Here is a 23,531-nt window from a genome sequence, read left to right as displayed (position 1 = left end):
GTGCCAGCGATCACTCTAGAAATCAGTCGCGCAGGCGGATGCGGGTGACCCAGTGGTCGTAGCTGGGATCGTTGCCGATGGTGATCTGGGTGAGCCTCTCCCGCAGTTGCTCCATCACGGGGCGCTCCGTGGGCAGATCGGTGGTCTCCACCCGCCGCACAGGGGTCACCCGGGCCGCGGTGCCGCTGAGGAACACCTCGTCGGCCACGAACAATTCGGTCTTGTCGACCGCCCGCTCGATCACAGGGATGTCGAGATCCCGAGCCAACTCCAGAATGCTGGCGCGGGTGATGCCCTCGAGGATGTCCTGATCAACGCCGGGGGTGATCAGCACGCCATCGCGCACGATGAACAGGTTCATACCGCTGGCCTCGCTCACCTTGCCGCGGCTGTTGAGCAGCAGGGCTTCATCGAAGCCGCTCTTGACCGCCTCGGTCTTGGCCAGGGAGCTGGTGATGTAAGCGCCGCTGATCTTGCCGCGCAGCGGCAGGGAGCGGTCCTCCTGGCGGGTCCAGCTGCTGATTCGGCAACTCACCCCATCGGGGGAGAGGTAGTCGCCCAGTTCGATGCCGTAGATCAGGAAATCGGTCTCGATGTCGTGCAGCCGCGGGGCGATGCCGAGGTCACTGGTGTAGACGAACGGCCGCAGGTAGATCGGTGTGGTGGGCCGGTTGGCCTGCAGAAAGGCATCGATGGCGCCGAGGATGGTGCTCTCCTCCAGCTCAGCCAGCAGCAGCCGCGCGCTCTGGCTGAGCCGGCGGGCATGGCGGTCGGCGCGGAAGAGCAGGATTTCCCCTGGATCGGCTGGATTGGGCAGGGCCCGCATCCCCCCGAAGGCGCCGGTGCCGTAGTGCAGGGCGTGGGTGGCCACCGAGAGGGTGGCCTCGGCGAACGGAACGCAACCGCCTTGGAACCAGGCGTAGGGGAGAAACTTCTGCATGCGGTGACGCTTGGAAAAGGGCAGGCGCGGGCGGCACCGCACCGTGGTCGGGCTTCGATCTTCTCACCGTCAGGACCGAGGATGACGCGATGCATCGGCTTGCGGCAGTTCCCGGCGCCACCGGCGACACGGATGGTCCCCTCTATGTGGAGCAGCCCTCGGCTCCGCTGTTGCTGCTCAGCAGCGCCGACACCGACCTGAGCTGTCTGGCGGGCCTGCTGGGCGACGAGCCGGCACTGCTCATCCAGGAGGTGCGCGGCCTCAACTTGGCGTCCCTGGATCACCCGGCCGTGATCGACCACTACCTGGCTACCAGCCTCGGGGACACCCAGCTGGTGCTGGTGCGGCTGCTGGGGGGCCGGGGCCACTGGAGTTATGGCCTGGAGCAACTGCGCCGCTGGGCGGATGGCCCCGGCCGCCAGTTGGTGGTGGTGGCCGGCACCAGCGACGAGGAAGGGGACCTGGCCAGCCTGGGCACTGTGGCTCCGGCCCTGGCCCTGGCCATCGGTCGCTGCCTGCGGGAGGGGGGGCGCACCAATCTGCGCCGGGTGCTGCTCTGCCTCAATGCCCTGCTGATGGGGGAGCCGCCCGAACCGCCCCAGGTGGAACCCCTCAGCGATCCCGCTCCCCACGACTGGAGAAATGATCCCGGCCCCCGGGTGGGCCTGGTGCTCTACCGCGCCCTGTTGCAGGCGGGCGACACCGCCCTGGCGGAGGCCACCCTGGCGGCCCTGCGCCAGCGTGGGCTCTGCCCCAGGGCCCTATGGGTGAGCGGCCTGCGCGAGGCGGGGGTGCAACGCGGTGTGGCAGACCTGCTGGGGCGCGAAGCTGTCCAGGCGGTGCTCTGCACCACCTCCTTCGCCTCCGTGCAGTTCGAGGAAGCGGGCCTCGGCGCTCCCCTCTGGGAGGCCCTGAACGTGCCGGTGCTGCAGCTGCTCTGCAGCAGCTCCAGCCGCGAGCGCTGGCGCAGCAGCAGCATCGGCCTGAGCCCGCTCGACCTCAGCCTGCAGGTGGCGCTGCCGGAGCTCGATGGCCGCATCACCACCCGGGTGGGAGCGTTTAAAGAGGCAGCCGATCAGGCCGATGCCCGGCTGACCACTGCGCTGCACCGTTACCAGCCGGATCCCGAGCGCCTCGACTGGATCGCACAGCTGGTGGAGGCCTGGGTGAGCTTGCGCTGCACGCCTCCGGCGCAGCGGCGCCTGTCACTGGTGCTCGCCAACTACCCCACCCGCAACAGCCGCCTGGCCAATGGCGTCGGCCTCGACACCCCCGCCAGTGCGGCGGCGATGCTGCACTGGCTGGCCGCCGCCGGCTACGACCTCGGGGCGGCGCAGGGGCAGCCGCCGGATGGGACCCTTCCCCAGAACGGCCAGGAGCTGATCGAACGATTGCTGGCGGGCCGCAGCAACGACGCCGAGAGCAGCCACCGGCCGCCCCTCGACCACCTCCCCCTGGCCACCTATCAGCGCTGGTATGACGACCTGCCCCAGGAGGGTCGGCAGCTGATCGAGCGGCGCTGGGGCTCAGCGGATCAGGACAGCGGACTGGAGCGCGGCGCCGCTGGCGCCGGTTTCCCGATCCGGGGTCTGCGCTTTGGCCGCATCCATGTGCTGATCCAGCCGGAGCGGGGCTACGACCGCGACCCCAGCCTCAATTACCACAGCCCCGATCTGCCCCCCACCCACGCCTACCTGGCCCAGTACCTCTGGCTGCGACAGGTGGAGGGATCCCAGCTCGTGGTGCACGTGGGCAAGCACGGCAATCTGGAATGGCTGCCGGGCAAGGGGCTGGGGCTCTCCAACCAGTGCTTCCCTGAATGGGCCCTGGGGCCGATGCCCCACCTCTACCCCTTCATCGTCAACGATCCCGGCGAAGGGTCCCAGGCCAAGCGCCGTGCCCAGGCCGTGATCCTCGACCACCTCACCCCACCGCTGGGGCGGGCGGGTCTGCATGGACCCCTGCAGACCCTGGAGGCCCTGCTGGATGAGTACTGGGAGGCCTGCCAGCTGGGCAGCGCCCGGGTGGCCCCCCTGCGCCAGCGGCTGGCCGAAACCCTCGAGGCCCTGGAGCTGCCGCTGGAGGCCAGCGACCTGGAGAGCCGCATCGACCGAGCCGACGGCTACCTCTGTGAGCTCAAGGAGTCCCAGATCCGCACGGGCCTGCACACCTTCGGCCACCTGCCCGCCCCGGAGCCACTGCTGGAGCTGCTGCTCTGCCTGGCGCGGCCGCCCTTGGCCGAGGGGCCCGGGCTCACCCAGGCCCTGGCCAAGGATCTGGGCCTGGCGCTCGACCCCTGGGCGGATCCGGAGGAAGAACCGCTGGACGCGTCTGACCGGCAGCGGCTGCTGGCGGCAGCACCGGCGGCGGCCCCGGCGGCGGCCCAAGCCTGCCGCCGGGTCGGGGATGGCGTGGCCCTGCTGGAGGGATGGGCCCTGGAGCTGCTGCGCTCCCTGATGGAGCCACGGGCCGAGATCCCTCCCTGCGGCCCCAACACCCGCTCGGTGCTGGAGCGGGTGCGCGGCGATCTGATCCCACGGCTGCTGCGCTGCGGTGAGGCAGAGCGGGAGTCCTTTCTGGCGGGGGTGGCGGGGGAGCGGATTGCCGCCGGTCCGTCTGGGGCCCCCACCCGCGGCCGGCCCGACCTGCTGCCCACCGGCCGCAACTTCTATAGCGTCGATCTGCGCGGTCTGCCCAGCGAAGCGGCCTGGGACCTGGGGCGGCGCAGCGCCGAGCTGCTGCTGGACCTGCACCTGCAGGAGGAGGGTGACGACCTGAGCCACCTGGCCCTCTCGGTGTGGGGGACGGCAACGATGCGCAACGGCGGGGAAGACATCGCCCAGGCCCTGGCCCTGATGGGGGTGCGGCCGGTCTGGGATGGACCCACTCGGCGGATGGTGGACCTGGAGGTGATCCCGCTGGGGTTGCTGGGGCGGCCGCGGGTGGATGTGACCCTGCGCATCTCCGGCCTGTTCCGCGATGCCTTCCCCCAGCTGGTGGGCTGGATGAACCGGGCCACGGCCCTGGTGGCGGGCCTGCAGGAGGCGGAATCCGACAATCCCCTGGCGGCGGCACTGATCCGCGAGGGTCATTGCGCCCGGGTGTATGGCTCGGCGCCGGGGGCCTACGGCGCCGGACTGCAGGGCCTGATCGACAGCGGCCAGTGGGAGGAGCGCAGCGATCTGGGCGAGGCCTACCTCAACTGGAGCAGCTGGCGGTATGAGGGCAGCGGTGAGGCGATCGCCGATCGCGACGGCCTGGAACAACGGCTGCGCCAGGTTCAGGTGGTGCTGCACAACCAGGACAACCGCGAGCATGATCTGCTCGATTCCGACGATTACTACCAGTTCCAGGGGGGGCTGAGCGCCGCCACCGAGCGGGTGCGCGGCACGGCTCCGGCCCTCTGGTTCGGCGATCACTCCCGCCACCAGCGGCCCCGCCTGCATCGCCTGGAGCGGGAGCTCGACAAGGTGCTGCGCTCACGGGTGCTCAATCCCCGCTGGATCAACGGCATGCGGGCCCATGGCTACAAGGGGGGCTTCGAGCTGGCCGCCAGCCTCGACTACCTCTTCGCCTACGACGCCAGCACGGGCCGGGTGCCGGACTGGAGCTACGGGGCGATCTGCGACACCTGGCTGGGCGATGAAACCCTGCTGGACTTCCTGCGCCAGGCCAATCCCTGGGCCCTGCGCGACATGTCCGAACGGTTGTTGGAAGCCCACCACCGCCGGCTGTGGGAAGGGGCCAGCCCGGAGCAACTGGAGCATCTCAAGCAGCTGGTGCTCAGCAGCGAAAGCCTGGTGGAGGGCTGAACATCAGGCCCTTCAACCTCAGACGGACCAGGGCCTGCTGATCAGGAGTTCAGCTCCTTGGCCATGTCCTTGAAGGCCTCGATGGTGCCGGGCTTGGCCTGCTGCAAGCTGATGCTGGGCTGGTCATCGCTGCTGCTGCTGCCAGCGGACTTACGGCCTGCGGGAGCCGATCCGCCAGCGGAGTTGACACCGCCCACGGCAGCACCCCTGAGCCGTTGGCTCAGCTCCCCGGAACTCATCTTCTCGGCAAACGTCTTCTTGACCGGCTTGGGGACTCCGCTGCTGAGGCTGATGGTGGTGGCCTTCACCTCGGTGCCGGGCATGCCTGTGCTGGCTTTCTCGAGCCGGGCCGCCATCGAATCCACCTCCTGGATCATTTCCTTGTTGCCGGGATTGTCGGCGCTGCCGGGGAAGGTGTGGCGGATCGTGTTCGAGCGCCGCATGAAGTTCACATCGCCCAGGCTGCTGGAGGCGTCGGCATCGAGGTAAAAGGTTTCGTCCTGCTCGGCTTTCACCGGTTTGGCCTTGGGGGCCTTGGAGGAGAAAGCTCCTTCGGAGCGGTTGCCGAGCAGACGATCAAACAGACCCATGGTCAGGGAACCGAAACCTAGAAATGAGCCTAGCGGCCCCCAAGTCCCAGCCCATGGGTATCAGTACCGCAACTCGTCAGCAATCCCAGCCGGTTCAGCTGGGCGGCGATCGCCTCGCACACCAGCGGGGAGGGGCGCCAGCGCGGACTCTGTTCGTAGTCGTAGTAGGCCTCGGCGCCATCGAATCCCAGCTCCGCCGCCGCCGTGATCAGCAGGTGGTGGGGAAGGCGGTACCGGGCCGGATGGGCCAGCAGGGCCAGTCCTCCAGCGGCATGGATGGCCCGGCGCACGGCTCCGGCCCGGAGCGCCGGACCGACCACAGCGTTGCCCTCCAGATAGGGGGCCAGGGCGGCATGGCCAGGATCAAAGCCCAGCCCGAGCACATGCACCAGGCAGCCCTCCAGCAGGCAACTGATCTCCACACCGCTCCAGAGGGTGGGGACCCGCCAACCCCTTTGACGGTGCTGCTCCAGCCGCCCTTGCAGGGGCCCGAGGGCCGCCGTGCTGTGGTGATCGGTGACCGCGAAGTGCTCCAGGCCCCGGTCCACCGCTTGATCAGCCAGCCACTCGGGCTGGAGGCTGCCGTCGCTGCAGGTGGTGTGGCAGTGGAAATTGAGCCGCCCGGGGCAGCAGGAGGGTTCCACACCCCGCAACACCGCCACCAGCGGATGTTCAGGGGCCATCAGCGGTTCAGGTACCACCGGCCAGGGCCTCCTGTTCCGCGCGAAGACGCCTCCAGCGGGCGTAGAACTGAATCGAGCCGGCCATCGCCACCACCAGGGCCACCAGGAACCAGGTGGCCGCACCGGTGGGGAACTGCCCCTTGAACACCACCAGCATCACCACCAGCACCAGCATCAGGGTGGGGAGCTCATTGAGGGCCCGCAGCTGTCGTCCGCTCCAGCGGCAGCGACCCTCGCGCAACTGGCCCATCAGTCGATAACAGAACCAGTGGTAGGCCAGCAGGGCCAGCACCACGGCCAGCTTGGCGTGCATCCAGCCCTGCTTCAGCCAGAGGGGCTGGGCCACCAACAAACCCATCGCCATGGCCACCGCCACCACCATGCCCGGGGTGGTGATGATGTTGGCCAGGCGTCGCTCCATCAGGGTGTATTGCTGCTGAAAGGCGCCGCGCACGGGCTCCTCCAGCTCATCCGCCTCCACGTGATAGATGAAGAGGCGCACGAGATAGAACAACCCGGCGAACCACACCACAACCCCGACGATGTGCAGGGTCTTGAACCAGAGATAGGCCTCCGCTGGCAGGACCGGGAGCGTCATCGGAGCAGGGGAGCAGGCTGACTCAAGCTAGGGCGAGCTGCTCCTCCACCTCGGGCCCTCGGATGGGCCAGCATCAGGGGCAGGCGCGGGGTCCGCTGCGCAGGGCCGGGTCATAGCGACAGCCCTTGCAGTACGTGCTCATGCGCTGGATGTAGCGACCGCTGGCGGCATAGGGCTTGCTGGCCAAGCGCCCTCCAGCGGTTCAGCCGGCGGCTCGCCATCGGGCGACTCCTCAGGGTCGCCGGGATGGAAGTAGCTCCACACCTGCTGGGCCAGGGCCGGACCCACCCCGGTGGCGCCGGCGATCTGCTCAGGGCTGGCCAGCTGGATGGCGTCGATCGAGCGGAAGTGGGCCAGCAGCTCCTTGACACGCTTCGGGCCGAGGCCGGGGATGTCGGAGAGGCGAGAGCGCTTCATTCGCTCACCCCGCTGCTGGCGGTGGAAACTGACCGCGAAGCGGTGGGCCTCATCGCGCAGCCGCCGCAGCAACAGCAGCCCCAGCTGATCAGGTTCGCTCTCCAGCGGCTGGCTGGCGCCGGGCAGGAACACCTCCTCCCGCTGCTTGGCCAGGGAACAGACCACCAGCTCCTCATGCAGGTTGAGTTCGCGCAGGGCCTCCATCACCGCGGAGAGCTGGCCCTTGCCGCCATCGATCATCACCACGTCGGGCCAGTCGCCCAGCCCACCGGTGTGCAGGGCCGTGCTGGCCGCCCGACGCAGCTCGGAGAGGTCGGCCCCCTCTGCTTTGGCCTGCGACCAACGGCGGAAGCGCCGCCGCATGATCTCGGCCATCGCCATGAAGTCGTCGGAGTGGCCGGCGCTGATGCTGCTGCTCTGGATCCGGTATTTGCGGTAGTGCTGCTTGGCGGGCAGCCCATCGACGAACACCACCTGGGAGGCCACCGCATCACTGCCCTGAATGTGGCTGATGTCGTAGCCCTCGATGCGCCGGGGCGGCTGGGGCAGATCGAGCAGCTGGGCGAGGTCTTCGGTGGCCAGCTGGTGCTGCTCGGCGCTGCGCTGGGCGCGGCTGAGCTCGAAGGTGGCGTTGCGCTCCACCAGCTCGATCAGATCGGCCTTCTGCTGCCGCTGTGGCTGTGACAGCCGCACCTTGCGGCCCCGCCGCTCACTCAGCCACTCCTGCACCAGCTCCTGGCGGGGCAGGGGGTGCTGCACAAGCACCTCGGGCGGAATCTCCACGGGCTCCACCTGGCTGTAGTGCTCCTCCAGCACCCGCTGCAGGATTGCGCCAGGGCTGGCGATGCTGGCGTCGGCGGTGTAACCCAGCCGCCCCACCAGCTTGCCGGCGCGCATCTGGAACAGCTGCACGGCCGCCAGCCGCTGGTCACAGGCCAGGGCCAGCACATCCCGCGACACGGAGGCATCGGGCAGGGTCATCTTCTGCTCGGCGGTGAGCTGCTCAAGGCCCTGCAGCTGGTCCCGCACCCGCGCGGCCGCCTCGTAGTCCTCACGCTCGGCGTAGCGCCCCATCTGGGCACGCAGCAGCTCCAACAGTTCGTCGCTGCGGCCCTGGAACACCATCGCCACCTTGCGCAGGATCTGCTGGTAGGCCTCGGGGCTGACCTTCTCCTGGCACACCCCGGGGCAGCGGCCGATGTCGAAGTTGAGGCAGGTGCGGTCGCGGTAGAGGGGCTGGGGGCGTTGGCGCAGGGGAAACACCCGCTTCACCAGGAAGAATGTGCGCCGCAGCAGGCCCACATCGACGTAGGGGCCGTAGAAGCGATCCAGGGGGCTGCGCAGCCGCCGCCGCCGGGTGATGAAGATGCGCGGGTAGGGCTCGCTCCAGGTGATGCAGAGGTAGGGATATTTCTTGTCGTCCTTGAGCAGCACATTGAAGTGCGGCTGGTGGGCCTTGATCAGGTTGGATTCGAGCGCCAGCGCCTCCGCTTCGCTGTCGGTCACGATGAATTCAATCTCACAGACCTGGCGCACCATCAGGCTGATGCGCGGGCTCAGGTCGTGGGACTCACGGAAATAGCTGCGCACGCGGCTGCGCAGGCTCTTCGACTTGCCGATGTAGAGGATGCGGTCCTCGGCGTCGCGCATCAGGTAGCAGCCCGGCTCAGCGGGCAGCTCCTTGAGGCGCTGGCTGAGGCGATCGGCATCGCTCAGGAGGGGCTGGGCGAGGCGGCCCATGGCGTCGGTGGTGTCTTGGGCCCGGCTCAGCCGCCGTACTGCCAGCCGGTGGGGCCCAGCTCAAGGGCCGCTCCATCGCGGTGCAGCACGGCGGTCTTCACTTCGGCCACGAAGACGGTGTGATCCCCATGAACCACCTCACCCACCAGCTCGCACTCCACAGCGCCGAGGGCCGCCTCCAGGATCGGCAGGCCGAGGGCACCCAGGCTGTAGGGGGCGGCGTCGAAGCGGCCGCCGATGCCGTTCTGGGGCTTGAAGAACACCGCCGCCAGGTCCTTCTGGTCGGCCGCGAGCACGTTGAGGGAGAAGCGCCGGGTGCGTTGGATGATGCCGTTGCTGGTGGAATCGGCCCGCACCGCCATCACCACCAGGGGTGGCTCGAAGGAACCCTGGGTGACCCAACTGGCAGTGAAGCCGTTGATGGTGTCGCCTTCGGCGACACCGCAAATGAACAGCCCGTGGGGGATCTTGCGCAGCAGCGTCTTTTTGGCGGCGGCATCGAGGCCGCCACTGGCTGCGCTGGTGGGTGCTTCGCTGGCCATCAACATGTCGCGATCGATACGACGACTTTAGGCAGCGAGATCCACGGCGGCGTCCCCATCCATAGGATCCGCGCCATCGCTTCCCCGCGGGGGGCCCCACCACCAAGCCCCGATGAAGGCTGTCTATCCCGGCAGTTTCGATCCGCTCACCCTGGGCCACCTCGACCTGATCGAACGGGCCGAGCGGCTGTTCGGTGGTCTGGTGGTGGCGGTGCTGCAGAACCCGAGCAAGCAGGCCAGTTTCCCCCTGGAGCAGCGGCTCAGCCAGATCCGCCAGGCCACCTCCCACCTGGAGCGGGTGGAGGTGAGCAGCTTCGACGGCCTCACCGTGGACTTCGCCCGCCGCTGCAGCTCCGCCGTGATCCTGCGGGGCCTGCGGGCGATGAGCGATTTCGAATTCGAGCTTCAGATCGCCCACACCAACCGCAGCCTGGCGGCGGAGGTGGAAACCCTGTTCCTGGTGACCGCAGCCCACCACAGCTTTCTGAGCAGCAGCGTGGTCAAGGAGGTGGCCCGCTTCGGTGGGGATGTGCGCCACATGGTGCCGCCAGGAGTGGCGGAAGACCTCTCCAGGCTCTTTAATCGGTAATCCCCTGCCCCGTTGAGATGGCCGACACACGGATCAGCGTGCTGGATCAGATCGACCAGCTCGAAGAAATCGTGCTGGAGGGCAGCCGCATTCCATTCAGTGGTGGCCGCCTCGTCAATGAGCAGGACGCCATTGAGCTGATGGACGCGGTGCGCGAGGCGATGCCCGCCCAGCTCGACCAGGCCGAGGAGCTTCTGCGCCAGCGTGAGAGCTTCATCGCCCAGGCCCGCCAGCAGGCTGAGGAGATCATCGGCCGCGCCCGTCAGGAACGGGAACAGCTGATCAATTCGGCCGCCGTGCGCCAGGAGGCCGAACGCCAGGTCGCGGAGTTGCGTGAGCAGGCGCGCCAACAGTGCGAGCAGCTGCTGCTCTCGGCCCGGCAGCAGGTGGCCCAGACCGAGCAGGAGCACCAGACCCGTCTGGCCCAGACTGAGCAGCAGTTCAGCAGCCGCCGCCAGCAGCTGGAGCAGGAGTCGATGCAGCGGCGCCAGCAGCTCGACCAGGACTTCGTGGAGATGAAGCGCCAGCTGGCGGAGCAACACGAGCGCTCCCGCCAGCAGAGCCTTGGGGAACTGGAGAAGATCCGCCAGGAGGGGCTGCGCATCCAGCGCGAGAGCCAGAGCGAAGCGGAGCGGCTCCACAACGATGCCCTGCAGTTCCGCCAGCAGACCCAGCAGCAGTGCGAAGCGCTGATCAGCCGCACCCGCCAGGAGGCCACCACTGTTCAGGACGGCGCCAACCGCTATGCCGAGCAGGTGCTCACTGAGCTCGAAGGTCGGCTGGGGGAACTGAGCAAGGTGGTGCTCGCCGGACGGCGCGAACTGGTGCGCATCCAGAGCACTGAGGTGTCCGCCTCCGCCGAGCGAGCACCGGTGGCCCAACCGCCTGCCGGCGAGCAGGCGGCGGTGCCCATCAGCCGCGCCCGGCGCGCGGCCTCTCGGCTCAGGCAGGTGGCTGGCAGAGGCTGACGTTCTGCACCTCACGGAGCACCAGACCAATTCTGGTGTTCGGTGCTCCGGAGCCATTGGAGATCATGCTCACGTAACGGGGGCCATCACTGGTTTTGAGCACGCCGCTGATGGAGCGCACTCCGGTGAGGGTGCCGGTCTTGCCACGGAAGCGCCCCTCCAGGCTGGTGCCCTTGTAGAGGTTGCGCAGAGTGCCCCGCTGGCCGGCCACCGCCATGGAGGCCAGGTAGTTGTTGGCATAGGGGTGCTGGCCCATGGTGAGCAGCAGGGCGGTGAGAAAGCGGCTGGTGAGGCGATTGGCCCGATCCAGACCACTGCCATCGGCCACCTGGACCCCCTGCATGGGTAGGCCCTGCTGGTACAGCCACTGCATCTCGGCCCGACGGCTGACGGCCAGGTCCCAGCTGCCACTGGCCTGACGCAGCAACACTTCTGCGGTGAAATTGTGGCTTTCGGTGTTGGCCAGGCTGAGCAGGTTGTGCATCGGAGCCGAGGGCTCCTGGTGCAGCAGCACCGCATCCTGGGAGAGGGGGGTCTGGGGAGAGACCACGGTCAGCTCAACGGCCTTGCCCCCCTGGCGCACCAACTCCCGGTTGAGCAGGGTGCGCAGGCGCGAGGTGGGATTGGTCACCGCCATGTCGATGGCGTTACTGGTGAGGGCCAGACGGGTGATCGGAGCGCCATAGGCCTCGGCTCGATCTCCCGGATGCCAGCCCTGGGGCCACCAGGCCTGGGGCGGCTCCTCCGCCAGTTGAAGCCGCACCAGGCTGGGGGGCGCTCCATCGGCGCCGCCGGAACCCAGAGCCAGCTTGGCGAAGCGCTGCAGCTGGGGCATGGCCAGGTCGGGGTCCCCTTCGCCGGTCAGGCGCAGGGTGCCATCCGGCAGCCGCCAGAGCTTGGTGGTGAGGCGGTAGTCGGGACCGAGGCGATCGAGGGCGAAGGCTGTGCTGACCAGCTTCTGGTTGGAAGCGGGCACCCGCGGCTGCAGCCCGTTCACATCGGCCAGCAGGCGGCCGCTGCTATCGGCCACCGAGACGCTCCAGACGCTGGCTTCCGACCCCAGGCTGGCCTGGACCCGCTGCTGCAGGGCCGCACAGCTCACCTGGTTCTGGAGCTGGGGCAGCGCTGCCAGCGCCGGAGCGGAGGGCAGCAGGGTGAAGCCCAGGGCGAGGGCTGCCACCAGGGGCCGCTGCTGGCGGTGGGCTTGGGGTTGGGTTGGGGACATGATCACAATCTCAGGATTTGCCAAGGAGAAGACCACTCACGGAGCCGTTGAGGCGGTAACTGCGACCCTCCAGTTCCACCGGGGCGCCGATCTTGAGGTTCTGATTGCCGAAAACCACGCCACCCTCGGTTTTGCGGCCCTGACCTTCCAGAACGAAGCGGGCATCAAGGGACCCCACCAGGGCCTGATTCGGATCCTCTGCCGTGACAACGCTGCCGTCGGGTTGCAGGGCCACCAACTTGCGCTGCAGCCGTTGCAGGTCTTTGAGCTTGACGGTGCCGTGCGGTTGGTTGCGGATCACGATGCTCACCTTGCCCTCCTCCCGGGCGGCGGCGATCAGCCCTTCAGGATCAGCGGAGGGAATGCCGCGCACATCGACGATCACCGTGACCGGCTGCAGGGCCCCGGTGGCAGTAGCCACTGCGCCACTGAGTTTCGGACTCCAGAGGACACCACCGATGGCCAACAGCACGGCTGCTCCCGCACCGATGTCGACCAGGCTCCAGCGGGAGGAATCGCTCGGCGCAGCGGGGGTGGACTCAGGGGGCATGGGCAGTGGGCAGACGCGCAACTTTAAGGAGGCTGATCCACTGTGGCCAGGGGGGCACCGCCAATGGCTCTGCGGACGGCTCTGCGGCAGCCTCGCCTGGGGTTTTCAGTTGTTCAGGCTGCCGATGAAGCGGTCGAGGGCCCGCAAACCTTCCGCCACATCAGGACCCTGCTCAGAGCGCAGGGCCTCCGCCTGCTGCTCCGCGTCGGGTTTGAGATCGAAGCTGGCCGCAAGGCGGTAGCCATCGGCATCGAGGCGGTAAAGCTCCCAGGGGCCCGGACAGGCCAGGCGAAGGGCACCGTTCTCCAGGGGCAACAGGGCATAGGCCGCCCGCCAGGTGGCCAGGAAGCCCCGCCGCCGCTCCCGGGCCACGCTGCCGATGCCCACGGCGGCATCCTCAAGCCGCCCGTTCAGCAACACCACCGCACCACGGTGGGCCTGACAGAGGCGCTCCACCTCCTCGTACTCGGCCTGGGCGGGCTCCACCAGCACCAGCAGGTCACCGGCGGAGGGATCCTGCTCCTGCTCCTGACGGCGCAGCTGCTCGCCCAGGGAGCCCACCTGAGGGGCCAGATCCGGGGCATCCCGGCGGGCCAGGGCGGCGGCACCGGCATCGGGGAAGAGCAGGCGCGCCGGCCGCTCAGCGGGATTGAGGGCCGCCAGCAGCCTCAGGGCCAGGGGCAACAGTTTGAGCCCCTCAAAACGCAGCTCCATGGTCCAGCGACCATTGGAGGTCTGGGCCAGGGCCTCGTTCAGGGCCAGCACCGCCTCACCTTCGGCGCTGCGCAGATCGGCAGGAAGCACGCGAAACCTCTAGTGAAGCCTCGCGACCCTACCCAGGCTCTGCCGCTGCCACGGCCAGGCGGGCCCGCTCGAAGCGGGAGGGGACGGAGTGGAGCTGCTCCTCGCTCAACCAGGGCCCCAGGCTGAGGCGCAACCCGCTGGCCGCCAGCTCGGGCGGGTAGCCCATGGCCCGCAGCACAGGGCTGCCACCGGCCCGCCCCCCCTGACAAGCACTGCCGCTGCTCACAGCCAGGCCCTCACGCCAGAGGGCCTGCACCAGCCGGCGGCCGGGCAGGGGGCGACCGGCCCGATCGCGCACCAGCACACTGAGGTGGTGGGGCAAGCGCTCGCTGGGGCAGCCGGTGAGCTCCACACCGCCCAGGGCCCGCAGAGACTGCCAGAGATGGTCTCGCCAGGGCTCCAGGGGATCGCGGCCGACGTGCTGCTCCAGCCGCCGCTGGGCCAGCTGCAGGGCCCGGGCGAATCCCGCCGCCAGCACCACCGGCTCGGTGCCGGAGCGCAGCCCTCCCTCCTGACCGCCGCCCTCGATCAACGGCCGCAGCTCCAGGCCGGGACGGGCCAACAGGGCACCGATACCCCGGGGTCCCTGCAGCTTGTGGGCCGTGAAACTGAGGAGATCCACCTCCAGCGACGCGAAGTCGATGGAGCGATGGCCCACCACCTGCACCGCATCGCTGTGCAGGATCACGCCGGCCCGCCGGCAGCGCTCAGCGATGGCCTGCAACGGCTGCAGGGTACCCACCTCGCTCTGGCCCCAGATCAACGACACCAGCCGCGTGGGTGGCTCCAGCAGGGCTTCGAGCCGGTCCAGCCGCAGTCGGCCCAGCTGATCCACCGGCAGGCGCTCCAGGCTCCAGCCCGAGCCGATCAAGCGCGCGGCAGCAGCCTGCACCGCCGGATGCTCCACCGCCGAGATCAGCAGCCGGCCGGGGGGCAGGGCCGCGGCCGCCCCCAGCAGCGCCAGGTGAGCCGCCTCGGTGCCCCCGGAGCAGAAGGTGAGCTGCTGGGCCTCAGCACCGAGCAGGGCGGCGATTGTCTGACGGCTGCGCTCGAGCGAGTCGGCCGCCGCCAGCCCATAGCCATGCAGGCTTGAGGGGTTGGCCCAGGCGCTGGCCGTGGCGGCGGTCATGGCCTCCAGCACCGCCTCGGCCGGGGGCGCACCAGCCGAGGCATCGAGGTAGAGCGGCTGAGCAGCAGGGGCGGTTACGCCAGCCAACGTCACAGAACCTGGCGGTCGGGGCCGGCGGTGTCGCGGCTGAGGCGGGCCTGGCTGCGGGCCTCCAGAGTCTGGGCCGCCAGGGACACCAGATCATCGAGGGAGTGGCTCTGCAGCAGCACCTCCACCCGTCGGCGGGCCTCGGCGCTGGGGCAGTCATCGGGCCGCTGGCAGCCGTCCGTGCAGGCCGTGGCGCAACTGAACTCATCGGCCGCCGCCACTGGAGCAGGTTCCGGCGCAGCGGCCGGCTCACTGGGTGGCGCCAGCACTCCGTCGAACACCGGTTCCGCGGGGCCCGTCATGAACAGATGGTTCGTGCCCGGGTCCCAGTCGATCCAGAGGGAGCCGCCGGGCAGATCCAGCCGGGCCGAGCGGGCACTCAGGCCGAGGCGATGGCAGACCACCAGGGTGGCGCAGGCGCCGGTGCCACAGGCCAGAGTGGGGCCGGCGCCCCGCTCCCAGACGCGCATCACCAGGTGTTCGGAGCTGAGCGCCTGGACGAAATGGACGTTGGTGCGAGCCGGGAAAACAGGGTGCTGCTCCAGCAGGGGGCCGAAGCGCTCCAGGTCCACCGCTTCGAGCTCCGCCACTGGGATCACCACGTGGGGATTGCCCATGCCGGCGGCCGCCACCGCAAAGCGGACCCCCTCCACCTCCAGCTCCCCCTGGGGCAGTCCGGCCGGGCCGGTCTCCAGGGTGGTGGGCACCTGCTCGGGCTGCAGGAACGGCTCCCCCATGTCGACGCGCACCGCGCCATCGGCCAGCAGTTCGGGCACCATCCGGCCGGCCATGGTCTCCACCTGCCAGGTCCTACCGGCTGAATCGCCGTCGCTGTCGGCCAGGAAACGGGCCAGGCAGCGGATGCCGTTTCCGCACATCTCCGCTTCGCTGCCGTCGGCATTGAAGATGCGCATGCGCAGCTCCCCTTCCCCCTCGGGGGGCAAAGCGAGGATCAGCCCATCACCGCCCACGCCGAAACGCCGGTCGCAGATCCAGCGCACCCGCTCCTGATCGAGGCCGAACAGCTCCTGGGGATCGGCAGCCTCGCGCCCGTCCAGCAGCAGAAAGTCGTTGCCCAGCCCCTGGTACTTGCTGAATGCCAGCACGGCCCTCATCCCGATGCACATAATCTGAATCCTATGGAGACCCAAACCCTGGATTCGAGCCTGCCCGGAGTGCGTCTCCTCCAGAACTGGGTCCGCCAGCGCACGCCCCTGAGGGTTCGCTTCCCCGGCGGCGAGCAGCTCGAAGGCTGCCTCGACTGGCAGGACCCCGAGTTTCTGGCCCTGCGGCCCGCCGACGCTCAGCAGCCCGTGCTGATCCGCCGCAGCGCCCTCGAAACGATCCAACCTCTGGAGTGACCCTGCGAGAAGCAGACCTGGGGGCTGTGGCACGATCACAGCCACGCACCCAACGGCTGATGCGAACCGGCCGACCCCGGAACATGGCCGAGCCCGACACCCGATCCAGCGCCGGCTCCAGCACGGAGGCCAGCCGCTACCACCCCGAGGCGATCGAGGCCTCCTGGCAGCAGCGCTGGCAGGAGCAGGGTCTGCACCGAACACCGGAAGCCGGCGGCGACGGCGAGGCCAGCGGCAGCGGCGACGACACCTTCTACGCCCTCTCGATGTTCCCCTATCCATCGGGGAACCTGCACATGGGCCATGTGCGCAACTACGTGATCACCGATGTGATCGCCCGGGTACAGCGGCTGCGTGGCCGCAGGGTGCTGCATCCGATGGGCTGGGATGCCTTCGGTCTGCCGGCGGAGAACGCGGCGATCGAGCGGGGCGTGGATCCCGGCGACTGGACCGACGCCAACATCGCCCAGATGCGCGCCCAGCTTCAGCGCCTCGGCCTCTCGATCGACTGGGACCGCGAGGTGGCCACCTGTCACGCCGACTATTACCGCTGGACCCAGTGGCTGTTCCTCCAGTTCCACGAGGCGGGGCTGGCCTACCGCAAGGAAGCGACGGTCAACTGGGATCCGATCGATCAGACGGTGCTGGCCAATGAGCAGGTGGACGGCGAGGGCCGCTCCTGGCGCTCCGGGGCGAAGGTGGAGAAGCGACAGCTGCGCCAGTGGTTCCTGCGCATCACCGACTACGCCGAAGCCCTGCTCGATGACCTCGACCAGCTCGACGGCTGGCCGGAGCGGGTGCGCACGATGCAGGCGAACTGGATCGGCCGCTCGGTGGGGGCCCAGCTGCACTTTCCGATCCTCCCGGCAGCAGGAGCCGCCAGCACAACCGCCGGCGGAGATGGGGACTCAGACCACTCGATCACGGTCTTCACCACCCGCCCCGACACGGTGTACGGGGTGAGCTATCTGGTGCTGGCCCCCGAGCACCCGCTGGTGGCCCGCCTCACCGCCCCCGAACAGCGCCTGGCGGTGGAGGCCTTCTGTGATCTGGTCAGCGACCAGAGCGAACTGGAGCGCACCGCCGAGGACCAGCCCAAGCGCGGTGTACCCCTGGGCACCAGCGTGCGCAATCCCTTCAACGGCGAAGCGATTCCCCTCTGGATTGCCGATTACGTCCTGGCCGACTACGGCAGCGGCGCCGTGATGGGGGTTCCCGCCCACGACCAGCGTGATTTCGTCTTCGCCCGCCAGTACGAGCTGCCGGTGAAGCGGGTGATCGTGCCCGAAGGAGCCCAGGAGCAGGCCTATGACGGCGGCGCCTGGACGGCGGGCGGACGCCTGGTGCACTCCGGACCCTTCGATGGCCTCGAGGTCGCCGAAGCCCGCGCCGGGATCGTGGCCCTGGCCGAAGAGCAGGGCTGGGGTGAGGGCAAGGTGAGCTATCGCCTGCGCGACTGGCTGATCTCCCGCCAGCGCTACTGGGGCTGCCCGATCCCGATGATCCACTGCGGCAGCTGCGGTGTGGTGCCGGTGCCGGCGGAGCAGCTGCCGGTGGAGCTGCCCAGGGATCTGGCCTTCAGCGGCAAAGGCGGCTCACCCCTGACACAACTGGAGAGCTGGGTGAACGTGGCCTGCCCCTGCTGCGGCCAGCCCGCCCGGCGGGAGACCGACACGATGGACACCTTCATCTGCTCGTCGTGGTACTACCTGCGCTACAGCGATCCCCACAACAGCCACCTTCCCTTTGAGCGCGCCGCGGCCGACCGCTGGATGCCCGTGGACCAGTACGTGGGCGGCATCGAGCACGCGATCCTGCACCTGCTCTATTCCCGCTTCTTCACCAAGGTGCTGCGCGACCGGGGCCTACTCAGCTTCGATGAACCCTTCCAGCGCCTGCTCACCCAGGGGATGGTGCAGGCCATCACCTACAAGAACCCGCAGACCGGCAAATACGTGGCACCGGCCGATGTCGCCGATCCCAGCGATCCCCGCGATCCGATCGATGGCGAGCGGCTCGACACCTTCTTCGAGAAGATGTCCAAGTCGAAGGGCAACGGCGTCGATCCGGCCGTGGTGATCGACCGCTACGGGGCCGACACCGCCCGCATGTTCATCCTCTTCAAGGCGCCGCCGGAGAAGGATCTGGAGTGGGACGACGCCGATGTGGAGGGGCAGTTCCGCTTCCTGCAGCGGCTGTGGCGGCTGGTGGATGGGGCCGTGGCCCGCGAATTGCGCCTGCCCGGTACAGGCAGCCCAAGCCCAATCCCGATGGCCAGCAGCCCGGCTGAACAGGCCCTGCGCCGGGCGGTCCACGGCGCCATCGCCGCCATCGACGACGACCTCGCCCCAGGCCACTACCAGTTCAACACCGCCGTCTCGGAGCTGATGAAGCTCAGCAACGCCATGGCGACGCAGCTGGAGGCGGTGGGCGAAGCCGTGGCGATCGAAGCCCTGGGCGCCCTGGTGATCCTGCTGGCCCCCTTCGCGCCCCACCTGGCCGAGGAGCTCTGGGTTCGCTTGGGTGGAGACGGCAGCGTGCACAGCCAGCGGTGGCCGGTGGCCGACCTCAGCGCCCTGATCCAGGACACCGTGCCCCTGGTGATCCAGGTGAAGGGCAAGGTGCGAGGCCAGCTGGAGGTGCCCGCCGATGCCGATGCCGCCACCCTGGAGCGGCTGGCCCTCGAGAGCGACATCGCCCTCAAGTGGCTGGATGGCCAGGCGCCGCGCCGCGTGATCGTGGTGCCCGGCAAGCTCGTCAACCTGGTGCCCTAAGCCCGGTGCCCTAGGCCTCACCCAGCAGTGCCGAGCCGTGGTGGCGCAGGTGGTCGTCGATGAAGCTGGCGATGAAGAAGTAGCTGTGGTCGTAGCCCGGCTGGCGCCTCAGCAGCAGCGGGTGGCCCACGGCCCGGGCCGCCGCCTCCAGATCCTCAGGCCGCAGCTGGCTCTCCAGGAAGGGGTCGTCGAGACCCTGATCGATCAGCAGCGGCAGCCGCTCCTGCGCTGAGGCGATCAGCTCGCAGGCATCCCAGGCCCTCCAGCGGGAGCGATCGGCACCGAGATAGCGGCTGAAGGCCTTCTCACCCCAGGGGCAGCGGCTGGGGTGGCTGATCGGCGCAAAGGCCGATACCGACTCGTACAGCCCGGGATGACGCAGGGCACAGACCAGGGCGCCATGGCCCCCCATCGAATGGCCACTGATGCCGCGGCGGCCGTTGAGGGGCAGCTGCCGCTCCAGCAGCGCCGGCAGCTCCTCCACCACGTAGTCGTGCATGCGGTAGTGGCGCGCCCAGGGCTCCTCGCTGGCATTGAGATAGAAGCCGGCCCCGTGTCCGAAATCCCAGGCCCCATCAGGATCGCCCGGCACCTCGGGGCCCCGGGGGCTGGTGTCGGGAGCGATCAGAGCCAGGCCGAGGCTGGCGGCCAGCCGCTGGGCCCCGGCCTTCTGCATGACGTTCTCATCTGTGCAGGTGAGCCCCGAGAGCCAGTACAAGGCCGGCACGGCGGCTCCTGAGAGGGCCTGGGGCGGCAGATACACCGCCAGGGTCATCTCGCAAGCCAGCACCTCGGAATGGTGCCGGTAGCGCCGATGAAGGCCGCCGAAGCAGCGATTCTCGCCGAGCTGTCTGAGCTGGCTCGGCGGGGGGGGGGAGGCGTCCATCAGCGGTTGAAGTGGATCACCGAGCGGATGCTCTGGCCGGCATGCATCAGCTCGAACGCCCTGTTGATTTCCTCGAGGGGCATGGTGTGGGTGATGAAGGTATCGAGCGGAATCTCCCCCCTCTCGAAGCGCTCCACATAGCCCGGCAGTTCCGTGCGGCCGCGCACGCCTCCGAAGGCCGAGCCCCGCCAGACCCGGCCCGTCACCAGCTGGAAGGGGCGGGTGGAGATCTCCTGGCCAGCGCCGGCGACGCCGATGATCGTGGATTCACCCCAGCCCTTGTGGCAGCACTCCAGGGCTGCCCGCATCACCTGGACATTGCCGATGCACTCGAAGGAGTAGTCGACACCGCCATCGCTGAGATCAATCACCACCTCCTGGATCGGGGCATCGAAGGCGCTGGGATCAAGGCAATCGCTGGCGCCCAGCTGGCGGGCGATGGCGAACTTCTCCGGGTTGGTGTCGATGGCGATGATGCGGCTGGCGCCGGCCATCACCGCGCCGATGATCACCGCCAGGCCGATGCCCCCCAGCCCGAAGACGGCCACCGTGCTGCCGGGTTGCACCTTGGCGGTGTTGAGCACCGCGCCGATGCCGGTGGTGACTCCGCAGCCCAGCAGGCACACCTTCTCCAGGGGCGCCTCCTTGCTGATCTGGGCTACGGCGATCTCGGGCACCACGGTGTATTCCGAAAACGTGGAGGTGCCCATGTAGTGATGAATCAGCTGGCCGCCCCTGGAGAAGCGGCTGGTGCCGTCGGGCATCAGGCCCCGACCCTGGGTGCCGCGGATCGCCTGGCAGAGGTTGGTCTTGCCCGAGAGGCAGTAGCTACAGGCCCGGCATTCCGGCGTGTAGAGGGGGATCACGTGATCCCCCACCGCCACGGAGTTCACGCCGGCTCCCACCTCCTCCACGATCGCCCCGCCCTCATGGCCGAGCACGGCCGGGAAGATCCCCTCCGGGTCTTGACCCGAGAGGGTGAAGGCATCGGTGTGGCACACCCCGCTGGCCACCACCCGCAGCAGCACCTCGCCCGCCGCGGGAGGGGCCACCTCGATCTCGGTGATCTCCAGGGGCTGGCCTGCCGCCCAGGCCACCGCAGCGCGGGAACGGATCATGGCCGCAAAGGAGCGGAACCTAGCAACAGTGCATGGGGCAACCCATGGGGCTCATACCTTCCGGAACACCAGGCCCGCCGGATCGCCCCAGTCGCCTTCGGCGCTGAAGCCGCGGTCATTGCCGCAGAGGTGGCGCAGGATCCAGAAGGCCGCCTCGGGGCTGGGGAGCTGCAGCTCCCCCTGGATCGCCGCCACTGAGCGGGGTTTCCCATCGGCCAGCAACACCTCCACCCGGACCTGGAGCTCCAGGATCGTGGCGGCGGCCTTCTTGCCCGCCTCCACCCCGGGCTGGTCGTAGGCATTCACGTTCACCAGCTCGGCGTAGAGGCCCACGGCTCGCTCGAACAGGGCCACCAGCGCCCCCAGGCTGCGGGCATCGAAGCGCCGCAGGCTAATCGAAAGGCTCTGGCGCCCACCCTCTGTGAGAGCGGAGCGAGTGCCCTGCAGAAATCCATCGAGGAAGTCGCCGGGATAGTCCCCGTCAACAGGGGCCACATCAGCCGGATCATCGAGGGCTTCGATGAAGGTGACGAAGAAGTTATCGACCCCATCACGGAGCTGCTGCACATAGGCGTGCTGATCAGTGGAGCCCTTGTTGCCATAGACAGCAATCCCCTGATGCACCTCGCGGCCATCGCGATCGAGCCGCTTGCCCAGCGACTCCATCACCAGCTGCTGCAGGTAGCGGCTGAAGACCTCCAGCCGGTCGCGATAGGGAAGCACCACCATGTCGCGCCCACCGACACCGCCACCAGCCACATGCCAGGCCGCCGCCATCAGGGCCGCCGGGTTGCGGCGCAGGTTGACCACGCGGGTGGCCGCATCCATCCGGGCCGCCCCTTCCAGGAAGCCGTGGAGATCGGCGCCGATCAGGGCCGCCGGCAGCAGACCCACGGCGCTGGTGATGCTGGTGCGTCCCCCCACCCAATCGAACATGTCGAAGCGGGCCAGCCAGCCCTCGGCCTCGGCCCGCTGATCCAGCTGGGAGCCCACCAGGGTGACGGCTACCGCCTGCGGGGCCCAGCTTCCGCCGAGGGACTCCAGCCGAGCCCGGGCCTGCTCCATGCCCAGGCGGGGCTCGGGCGTGCCTCCAGACTTACTTACCACCACCACCAGGGTGGTGCGCAGCCGATCGCCGAGGCACGCGAGGGTGTGGCTCATCCCCTGGGGATCAACGTTGTCGAAGAAGTGGAACGGCAGCCCCACCCCCTCCTGCTTGAGAGCGCGCAGGATGAGCAAAGGGCCCAGACCTGAGCCACCGATGCCGATCCAGAGCACATCGGTGAAGGGCTTTCCCGAGGGCGCCGAGCAGGCGCCGCCAATCACCCGCTGACCGAAGGCATCGATCCGCTCCACCTCGGCCTGGATGTGGGCCGCCGCCTGGGGATCGGGCGCCAGTTCAGGAGTCCGCAGCCAGTAGTGGCCCACCTGACGCCCTTCATCGGGATTGGCGATCGCTCCCGACTCCAGAGCCTGCATCGCCGCAAAAGCTCGAGCGAAGGCCGGCTCCAAGGCGTCGAGATGGGTTTGGTTGAGCGCCATCCGGCTGACATCAACCCAGACACCCAGGTCGTCGTCGTGCCAGAGCAGGGCGCAGAACCGCTGCCACTGAATCTGGGGTTCATGAATGCTGTAATCCGGAAGCGTCGTCATGCGGGCGGGTTTCACGAATCGGCTGCCGAGGCTGAAGCTATCCCTGGAAGGGCCCGCAAGGAAGCGCAGGGGTGCCATGCCACACCGAAGACGACAGATCCGGGCGCTTGGTATGGACGGAAACACAAACGACCCCAGCAGTGGAGATGTTCAGGTTGAGCCGTTAATCTTCAAGAAATATTTGGTTTGGCGGATTTCCTTGACCCCACGGCCCTCGATGGCTTCGTTCTTCCGCAGGGGTGAAGCGAAACACTGGGTTGTTTCCCTGGCCTCCGCCCTTTCGCTGCTCATCCTCGCTTCAGCCTCCCCACACTCCTCCCGCTCAAGTATCCCGCTGCTCACCGAGCCCGGCCTCACCGCCAGCCTCAGCAGCGACAGCACTGACCCAAACGCCTTCACCAGCGAGGGTCAGCGTCCCGATCCCATCGATTTCAGCCCTGAAGAACTCAGGGAACTGCAGCGCCGCTTCGGTGTGCACGGACCCCAGGCGCCGCTGGCCCAGCTGTTCACCCGGGGGCTCGATCAGCTCACGCCCCTGCGGGCCCGCACCGTGGAGCGACTAGAGGAACTGAGACCCACGATCCTGAAGGAAAGCCGTCGACAGGGCATCAACCCGATGCTGGTGGCGGCCGTGCTCTTTGATGAGATCCAGCACGCCAAACCCGGCGAAGACCTGCCCCTGGCCGCCCAGTCGGGTCTGTTCAGCACCCATGGACCCGCCCAGCTCGGCATTGGTGAACTGATTCATCAGGGCCTGCTCCCCGCCGATCCCAGTCCCGATCAGATCTACGCCGCACGGCAGGAGTTGCTCGATCCAGACCGCAATGTGTCGCTCCTGGTGGGCAAGTTCGCCCGGCTGAGTCGCGAACTGGGCCTGCCCGGCCACCCCCTGCAGGCCAGCGGCAGCCCCCGCGATGCCAAGGCACTGGCCACCCTCGCCTACCTGCACAACGGCAAGCTGGATTACCCCGCTCGCATCCTCAGCTACATGCAGGACCCTGAGCTTCACGCTCTCATTTACTCGGAGCGCAAGCCGCAACTTTCGCCCCTGATCTGAAGCCAGCG

At 68.6% G+C, this 23,531-nt stretch carries 20 protein-coding genes; 6 read left to right on the top strand and 14 right to left on the bottom strand.

Annotation, left to right across the window (positions count from 1 at the left end):
• Window positions 1-22: 22 nt before the first annotated feature.
• Entirely contained in the window at window positions 23-940 is a 918-nt protein-coding gene (locus tag KBY67_RS01725) for a branched-chain amino acid transaminase (RefSeq protein WP_255108010.1), read from the bottom strand.
• A gap of 89 nt (window positions 941-1,029) precedes the next feature.
• Between KBY67_RS01725 and cobN the strand changes: the two genes are divergently transcribed.
• Window positions 1,030-4,752 carry a cobaltochelatase subunit CobN gene (cobN, locus tag KBY67_RS01720; RefSeq protein ID WP_255108008.1) on the top strand — a complete coding sequence of 1,241 codons (3,723 nt, stop codon included), beginning with the start codon at window positions 1,030-1,032 and terminating at the stop codon, window positions 4,750-4,752.
• 41 nt (window positions 4,753-4,793) lie between these two features.
• On the opposite strand, the gene KBY67_RS01715 is transcribed toward cobN, so the two are convergent.
• The 5 genes from KBY67_RS01715 to KBY67_RS01695 all read right to left on the bottom strand — a co-directional run bounded on the left by KBY67_RS01715 (window position 4,794) and on the right by KBY67_RS01695 (window position 9,328).
• Window positions 4,794-5,342 carry a hypothetical protein gene (locus tag KBY67_RS01715; protein ID WP_255108006.1) on the bottom strand — a complete coding sequence of 183 codons (549 nt, stop codon included), beginning with the start codon at window positions 5,340-5,342 and terminating at the stop codon, window positions 4,794-4,796.
• A 29-nt stretch (window positions 5,343-5,371) separates the two neighbouring features.
• Complete coding sequence (locus KBY67_RS01710) at window positions 5,372-6,025, bottom strand: PHP domain-containing protein (protein WP_255108003.1); 654 nt, start codon at window positions 6,023-6,025, stop codon at window positions 5,372-5,374.
• A gap of 7 nt (window positions 6,026-6,032) precedes the next feature.
• Entirely contained in the window at window positions 6,033-6,623 is a 591-nt protein-coding gene (gene hemJ, locus KBY67_RS01705) for a protoporphyrinogen oxidase HemJ (protein ID WP_255108001.1), read from the bottom strand.
• A 138-nt stretch (window positions 6,624-6,761) separates the two neighbouring features.
• Complete coding sequence (gene uvrC / locus KBY67_RS01700) at window positions 6,762-8,780, bottom strand: excinuclease ABC subunit UvrC (protein WP_255107998.1); 2,019 nt, start codon at window positions 8,778-8,780, stop codon at window positions 6,762-6,764.
• Window positions 8,781-8,806: 26 nt separating this feature from the next.
• Complete coding sequence (locus KBY67_RS01695; protein WP_255107994.1) at window positions 8,807-9,328, bottom strand: flavin reductase family protein; 522 nt, start codon at window positions 9,326-9,328, stop codon at window positions 8,807-8,809.
• A 106-nt stretch (window positions 9,329-9,434) separates the two neighbouring features.
• On the opposite strand from KBY67_RS01695, the gene coaD reads away from it, so the two are divergent.
• The gene (gene coaD, locus KBY67_RS01690; protein WP_255107992.1) at window positions 9,435-9,911 is read left to right on the top strand and encodes a pantetheine-phosphate adenylyltransferase; all 477 of its coding nucleotides are present in this window, start codon (window positions 9,435-9,437) and stop codon (window positions 9,909-9,911) included.
• 17 nt (window positions 9,912-9,928) lie between these two features.
• Window positions 9,929-10,879, top strand: a complete 951-nt coding sequence (locus tag KBY67_RS01685) for a hypothetical protein (protein WP_255107989.1) — start codon at window positions 9,929-9,931, stop codon at window positions 10,877-10,879.
• On the opposite strand, the gene dacB is transcribed toward KBY67_RS01685, so the two are convergent.
• From dacB to dapF, 5 genes are all read right to left on the bottom strand, one after another.
• Complete coding sequence (gene dacB / locus KBY67_RS01680) at window positions 10,854-12,104, bottom strand: D-alanyl-D-alanine carboxypeptidase/D-alanyl-D-alanine-endopeptidase (RefSeq protein ID WP_261350488.1); 1,251 nt, start codon at window positions 12,102-12,104, stop codon at window positions 10,854-10,856. The two genes, KBY67_RS01685 and dacB, sit on opposite strands and share 26 nt — an antisense overlap.
• 10 nt (window positions 12,105-12,114) lie before the next feature.
• Complete coding sequence (locus KBY67_RS01675; RefSeq protein ID WP_255107987.1) at window positions 12,115-12,654, bottom strand: DUF4330 domain-containing protein; 540 nt, start codon at window positions 12,652-12,654, stop codon at window positions 12,115-12,117.
• Window positions 12,655-12,759: 105 nt separating this feature from the next.
• The gene (locus KBY67_RS01670; RefSeq protein WP_255107984.1) at window positions 12,760-13,458 is read right to left on the bottom strand and encodes a DUF1995 family protein; all 699 of its coding nucleotides are present in this window, start codon (window positions 13,456-13,458) and stop codon (window positions 12,760-12,762) included.
• Between the two features lie 28 nt (window positions 13,459-13,486).
• Complete coding sequence (locus tag KBY67_RS01665) at window positions 13,487-14,674, bottom strand: cysteine desulfurase family protein (RefSeq protein WP_255107981.1); 1,188 nt, start codon at window positions 14,672-14,674, stop codon at window positions 13,487-13,489.
• 2 nt (window positions 14,675-14,676) lie between these two features.
• Window positions 14,677-15,780, bottom strand: coding sequence for a diaminopimelate epimerase (gene dapF / locus KBY67_RS01660; protein WP_255107979.1), 1,104 nt, complete (start codon window positions 15,778-15,780; stop codon window positions 14,677-14,679).
• 33 nt (window positions 15,781-15,813) lie between these two features.
• Between dapF and KBY67_RS01655 the strand changes: the two genes are divergently transcribed.
• Together KBY67_RS01655 and leuS are read left to right on the top strand one after the other, a co-directional pair.
• The gene (locus KBY67_RS01655) at window positions 15,814-16,035 is read left to right on the top strand and encodes an Hfq-related RNA-binding protein (RefSeq protein WP_255107976.1); all 222 of its coding nucleotides are present in this window, start codon (window positions 15,814-15,816) and stop codon (window positions 16,033-16,035) included.
• A gap of 83 nt (window positions 16,036-16,118) precedes the next feature.
• Window positions 16,119-18,809, top strand: coding sequence for a leucine--tRNA ligase (gene leuS / locus KBY67_RS01650; protein WP_255107974.1), 2,691 nt, complete (start codon window positions 16,119-16,121; stop codon window positions 18,807-18,809).
• A 10-nt stretch (window positions 18,810-18,819) separates the two neighbouring features.
• Here leuS and fghA read toward each other — a convergent pair whose 3' ends face one another.
• Genes fghA through KBY67_RS01635 form a run of 3 tightly spaced genes read right to left on the bottom strand, consistent with a single transcriptional unit; the run spans window position 18,820 to window position 22,466 of the window.
• Window positions 18,820-19,695 (bottom strand): S-formylglutathione hydrolase, encoded by an 876-nt coding sequence (gene fghA / locus KBY67_RS01645; RefSeq protein WP_255107971.1) that lies wholly within the window; start codon window positions 19,693-19,695, stop codon window positions 18,820-18,822.
• Window positions 19,695-20,813, bottom strand: a complete 1,119-nt coding sequence (locus KBY67_RS01640) for an S-(hydroxymethyl)glutathione dehydrogenase/class III alcohol dehydrogenase (RefSeq protein ID WP_261350487.1) — start codon at window positions 20,811-20,813, stop codon at window positions 19,695-19,697. The genes fghA and KBY67_RS01640 overlap by 1 nt, the downstream gene beginning before the upstream one ends.
• A gap of 51 nt (window positions 20,814-20,864) precedes the next feature.
• Entirely contained in the window at window positions 20,865-22,466 is a 1,602-nt protein-coding gene (locus KBY67_RS01635) for a glucose-6-phosphate isomerase (RefSeq protein WP_255107970.1), read from the bottom strand.
• Window positions 22,467-22,683: 217 nt separating this feature from the next.
• On the opposite strand from KBY67_RS01635, the gene KBY67_RS01630 reads away from it, so the two are divergent.
• Window positions 22,684-23,523, top strand: a complete 840-nt coding sequence (locus tag KBY67_RS01630) for a helicase DnaB (protein WP_255107969.1) — start codon at window positions 22,684-22,686, stop codon at window positions 23,521-23,523.
• Window positions 23,524-23,531: the final 8 nt, after the last annotated feature.

The organism is Synechococcus sp. RedBA-s (assembly GCF_024345495.1).
GTDB lineage: Bacteria > Cyanobacteriota > Cyanobacteriia > PCC-6307 > Cyanobiaceae > Regnicoccus_A.
The sequence above is the reverse complement of the archived record's forward strand: the minus strand, read 5'-3'. Positions and strand labels throughout refer to the sequence as shown.

Excerpts from the sequence above, each read along its gene's own strand:
- KBY67_RS01630 (WP_255107969.1), top strand. The coding sequence starts at position 22,684 with ATGGCTTCGTTCTTCCGCAGGGGTGAAGCGAAACACTGGGTTGTTTCC.
- dacB (WP_261350488.1), bottom strand. The coding sequence starts at position 12,104 with ATGTCCCCAACCCAACCCCAAGCCCACCGCCAGCAGCGGCCCCTGGTG.
- fghA (WP_255107971.1), bottom strand. The coding sequence starts at position 19,695 with ATGGACGCCTCCCCCCCCCCGCCGAGCCAGCTCAGACAGCTCGGCGAG.
- KBY67_RS01675 (WP_255107987.1), bottom strand. The coding sequence starts at position 12,654 with ATGCCCCCTGAGTCCACCCCCGCTGCGCCGAGCGATTCCTCCCGCTGG.
- cobN (WP_255108008.1), top strand. The coding sequence starts at position 1,030 with ATGCATCGGCTTGCGGCAGTTCCCGGCGCCACCGGCGACACGGATGGT.
- KBY67_RS01715 (WP_255108006.1), bottom strand. The coding sequence starts at position 5,342 with ATGGGTCTGTTTGATCGTCTGCTCGGCAACCGCTCCGAAGGAGCTTTC.
- leuS (WP_255107974.1), top strand. The coding sequence starts at position 16,119 with ATGGCCGAGCCCGACACCCGATCCAGCGCCGGCTCCAGCACGGAGGCC.
- KBY67_RS01685 (WP_255107989.1), top strand. The coding sequence starts at position 9,929 with ATGGCCGACACACGGATCAGCGTGCTGGATCAGATCGACCAGCTCGAA.
- coaD (WP_255107992.1), top strand. The coding sequence starts at position 9,435 with ATGAAGGCTGTCTATCCCGGCAGTTTCGATCCGCTCACCCTGGGCCAC.
- uvrC (WP_255107998.1), bottom strand. The coding sequence starts at position 8,780 with ATGGGCCGCCTCGCCCAGCCCCTCCTGAGCGATGCCGATCGCCTCAGC.
- KBY67_RS01640 (WP_261350487.1), bottom strand. The coding sequence starts at position 20,813 with ATGATCCGTTCCCGCGCTGCGGTGGCCTGGGCGGCAGGCCAGCCCCTG.
- hemJ (WP_255108001.1), bottom strand. The coding sequence starts at position 6,623 with ATGACGCTCCCGGTCCTGCCAGCGGAGGCCTATCTCTGGTTCAAGACC.
- KBY67_RS01725 (WP_255108010.1), bottom strand. The coding sequence starts at position 940 with ATGCAGAAGTTTCTCCCCTACGCCTGGTTCCAAGGCGGTTGCGTTCCG.
- KBY67_RS01635 (WP_255107970.1), bottom strand. The coding sequence starts at position 22,466 with ATGACGACGCTTCCGGATTACAGCATTCATGAACCCCAGATTCAGTGG.
- KBY67_RS01710 (WP_255108003.1), bottom strand. The coding sequence starts at position 6,025 with ATGGCCCCTGAACATCCGCTGGTGGCGGTGTTGCGGGGTGTGGAACCC.
- KBY67_RS01655 (WP_255107976.1), top strand. The coding sequence starts at position 15,814 with ATGGAGACCCAAACCCTGGATTCGAGCCTGCCCGGAGTGCGTCTCCTC.
- KBY67_RS01695 (WP_255107994.1), bottom strand. The coding sequence starts at position 9,328 with ATGTTGATGGCCAGCGAAGCACCCACCAGCGCAGCCAGTGGCGGCCTC.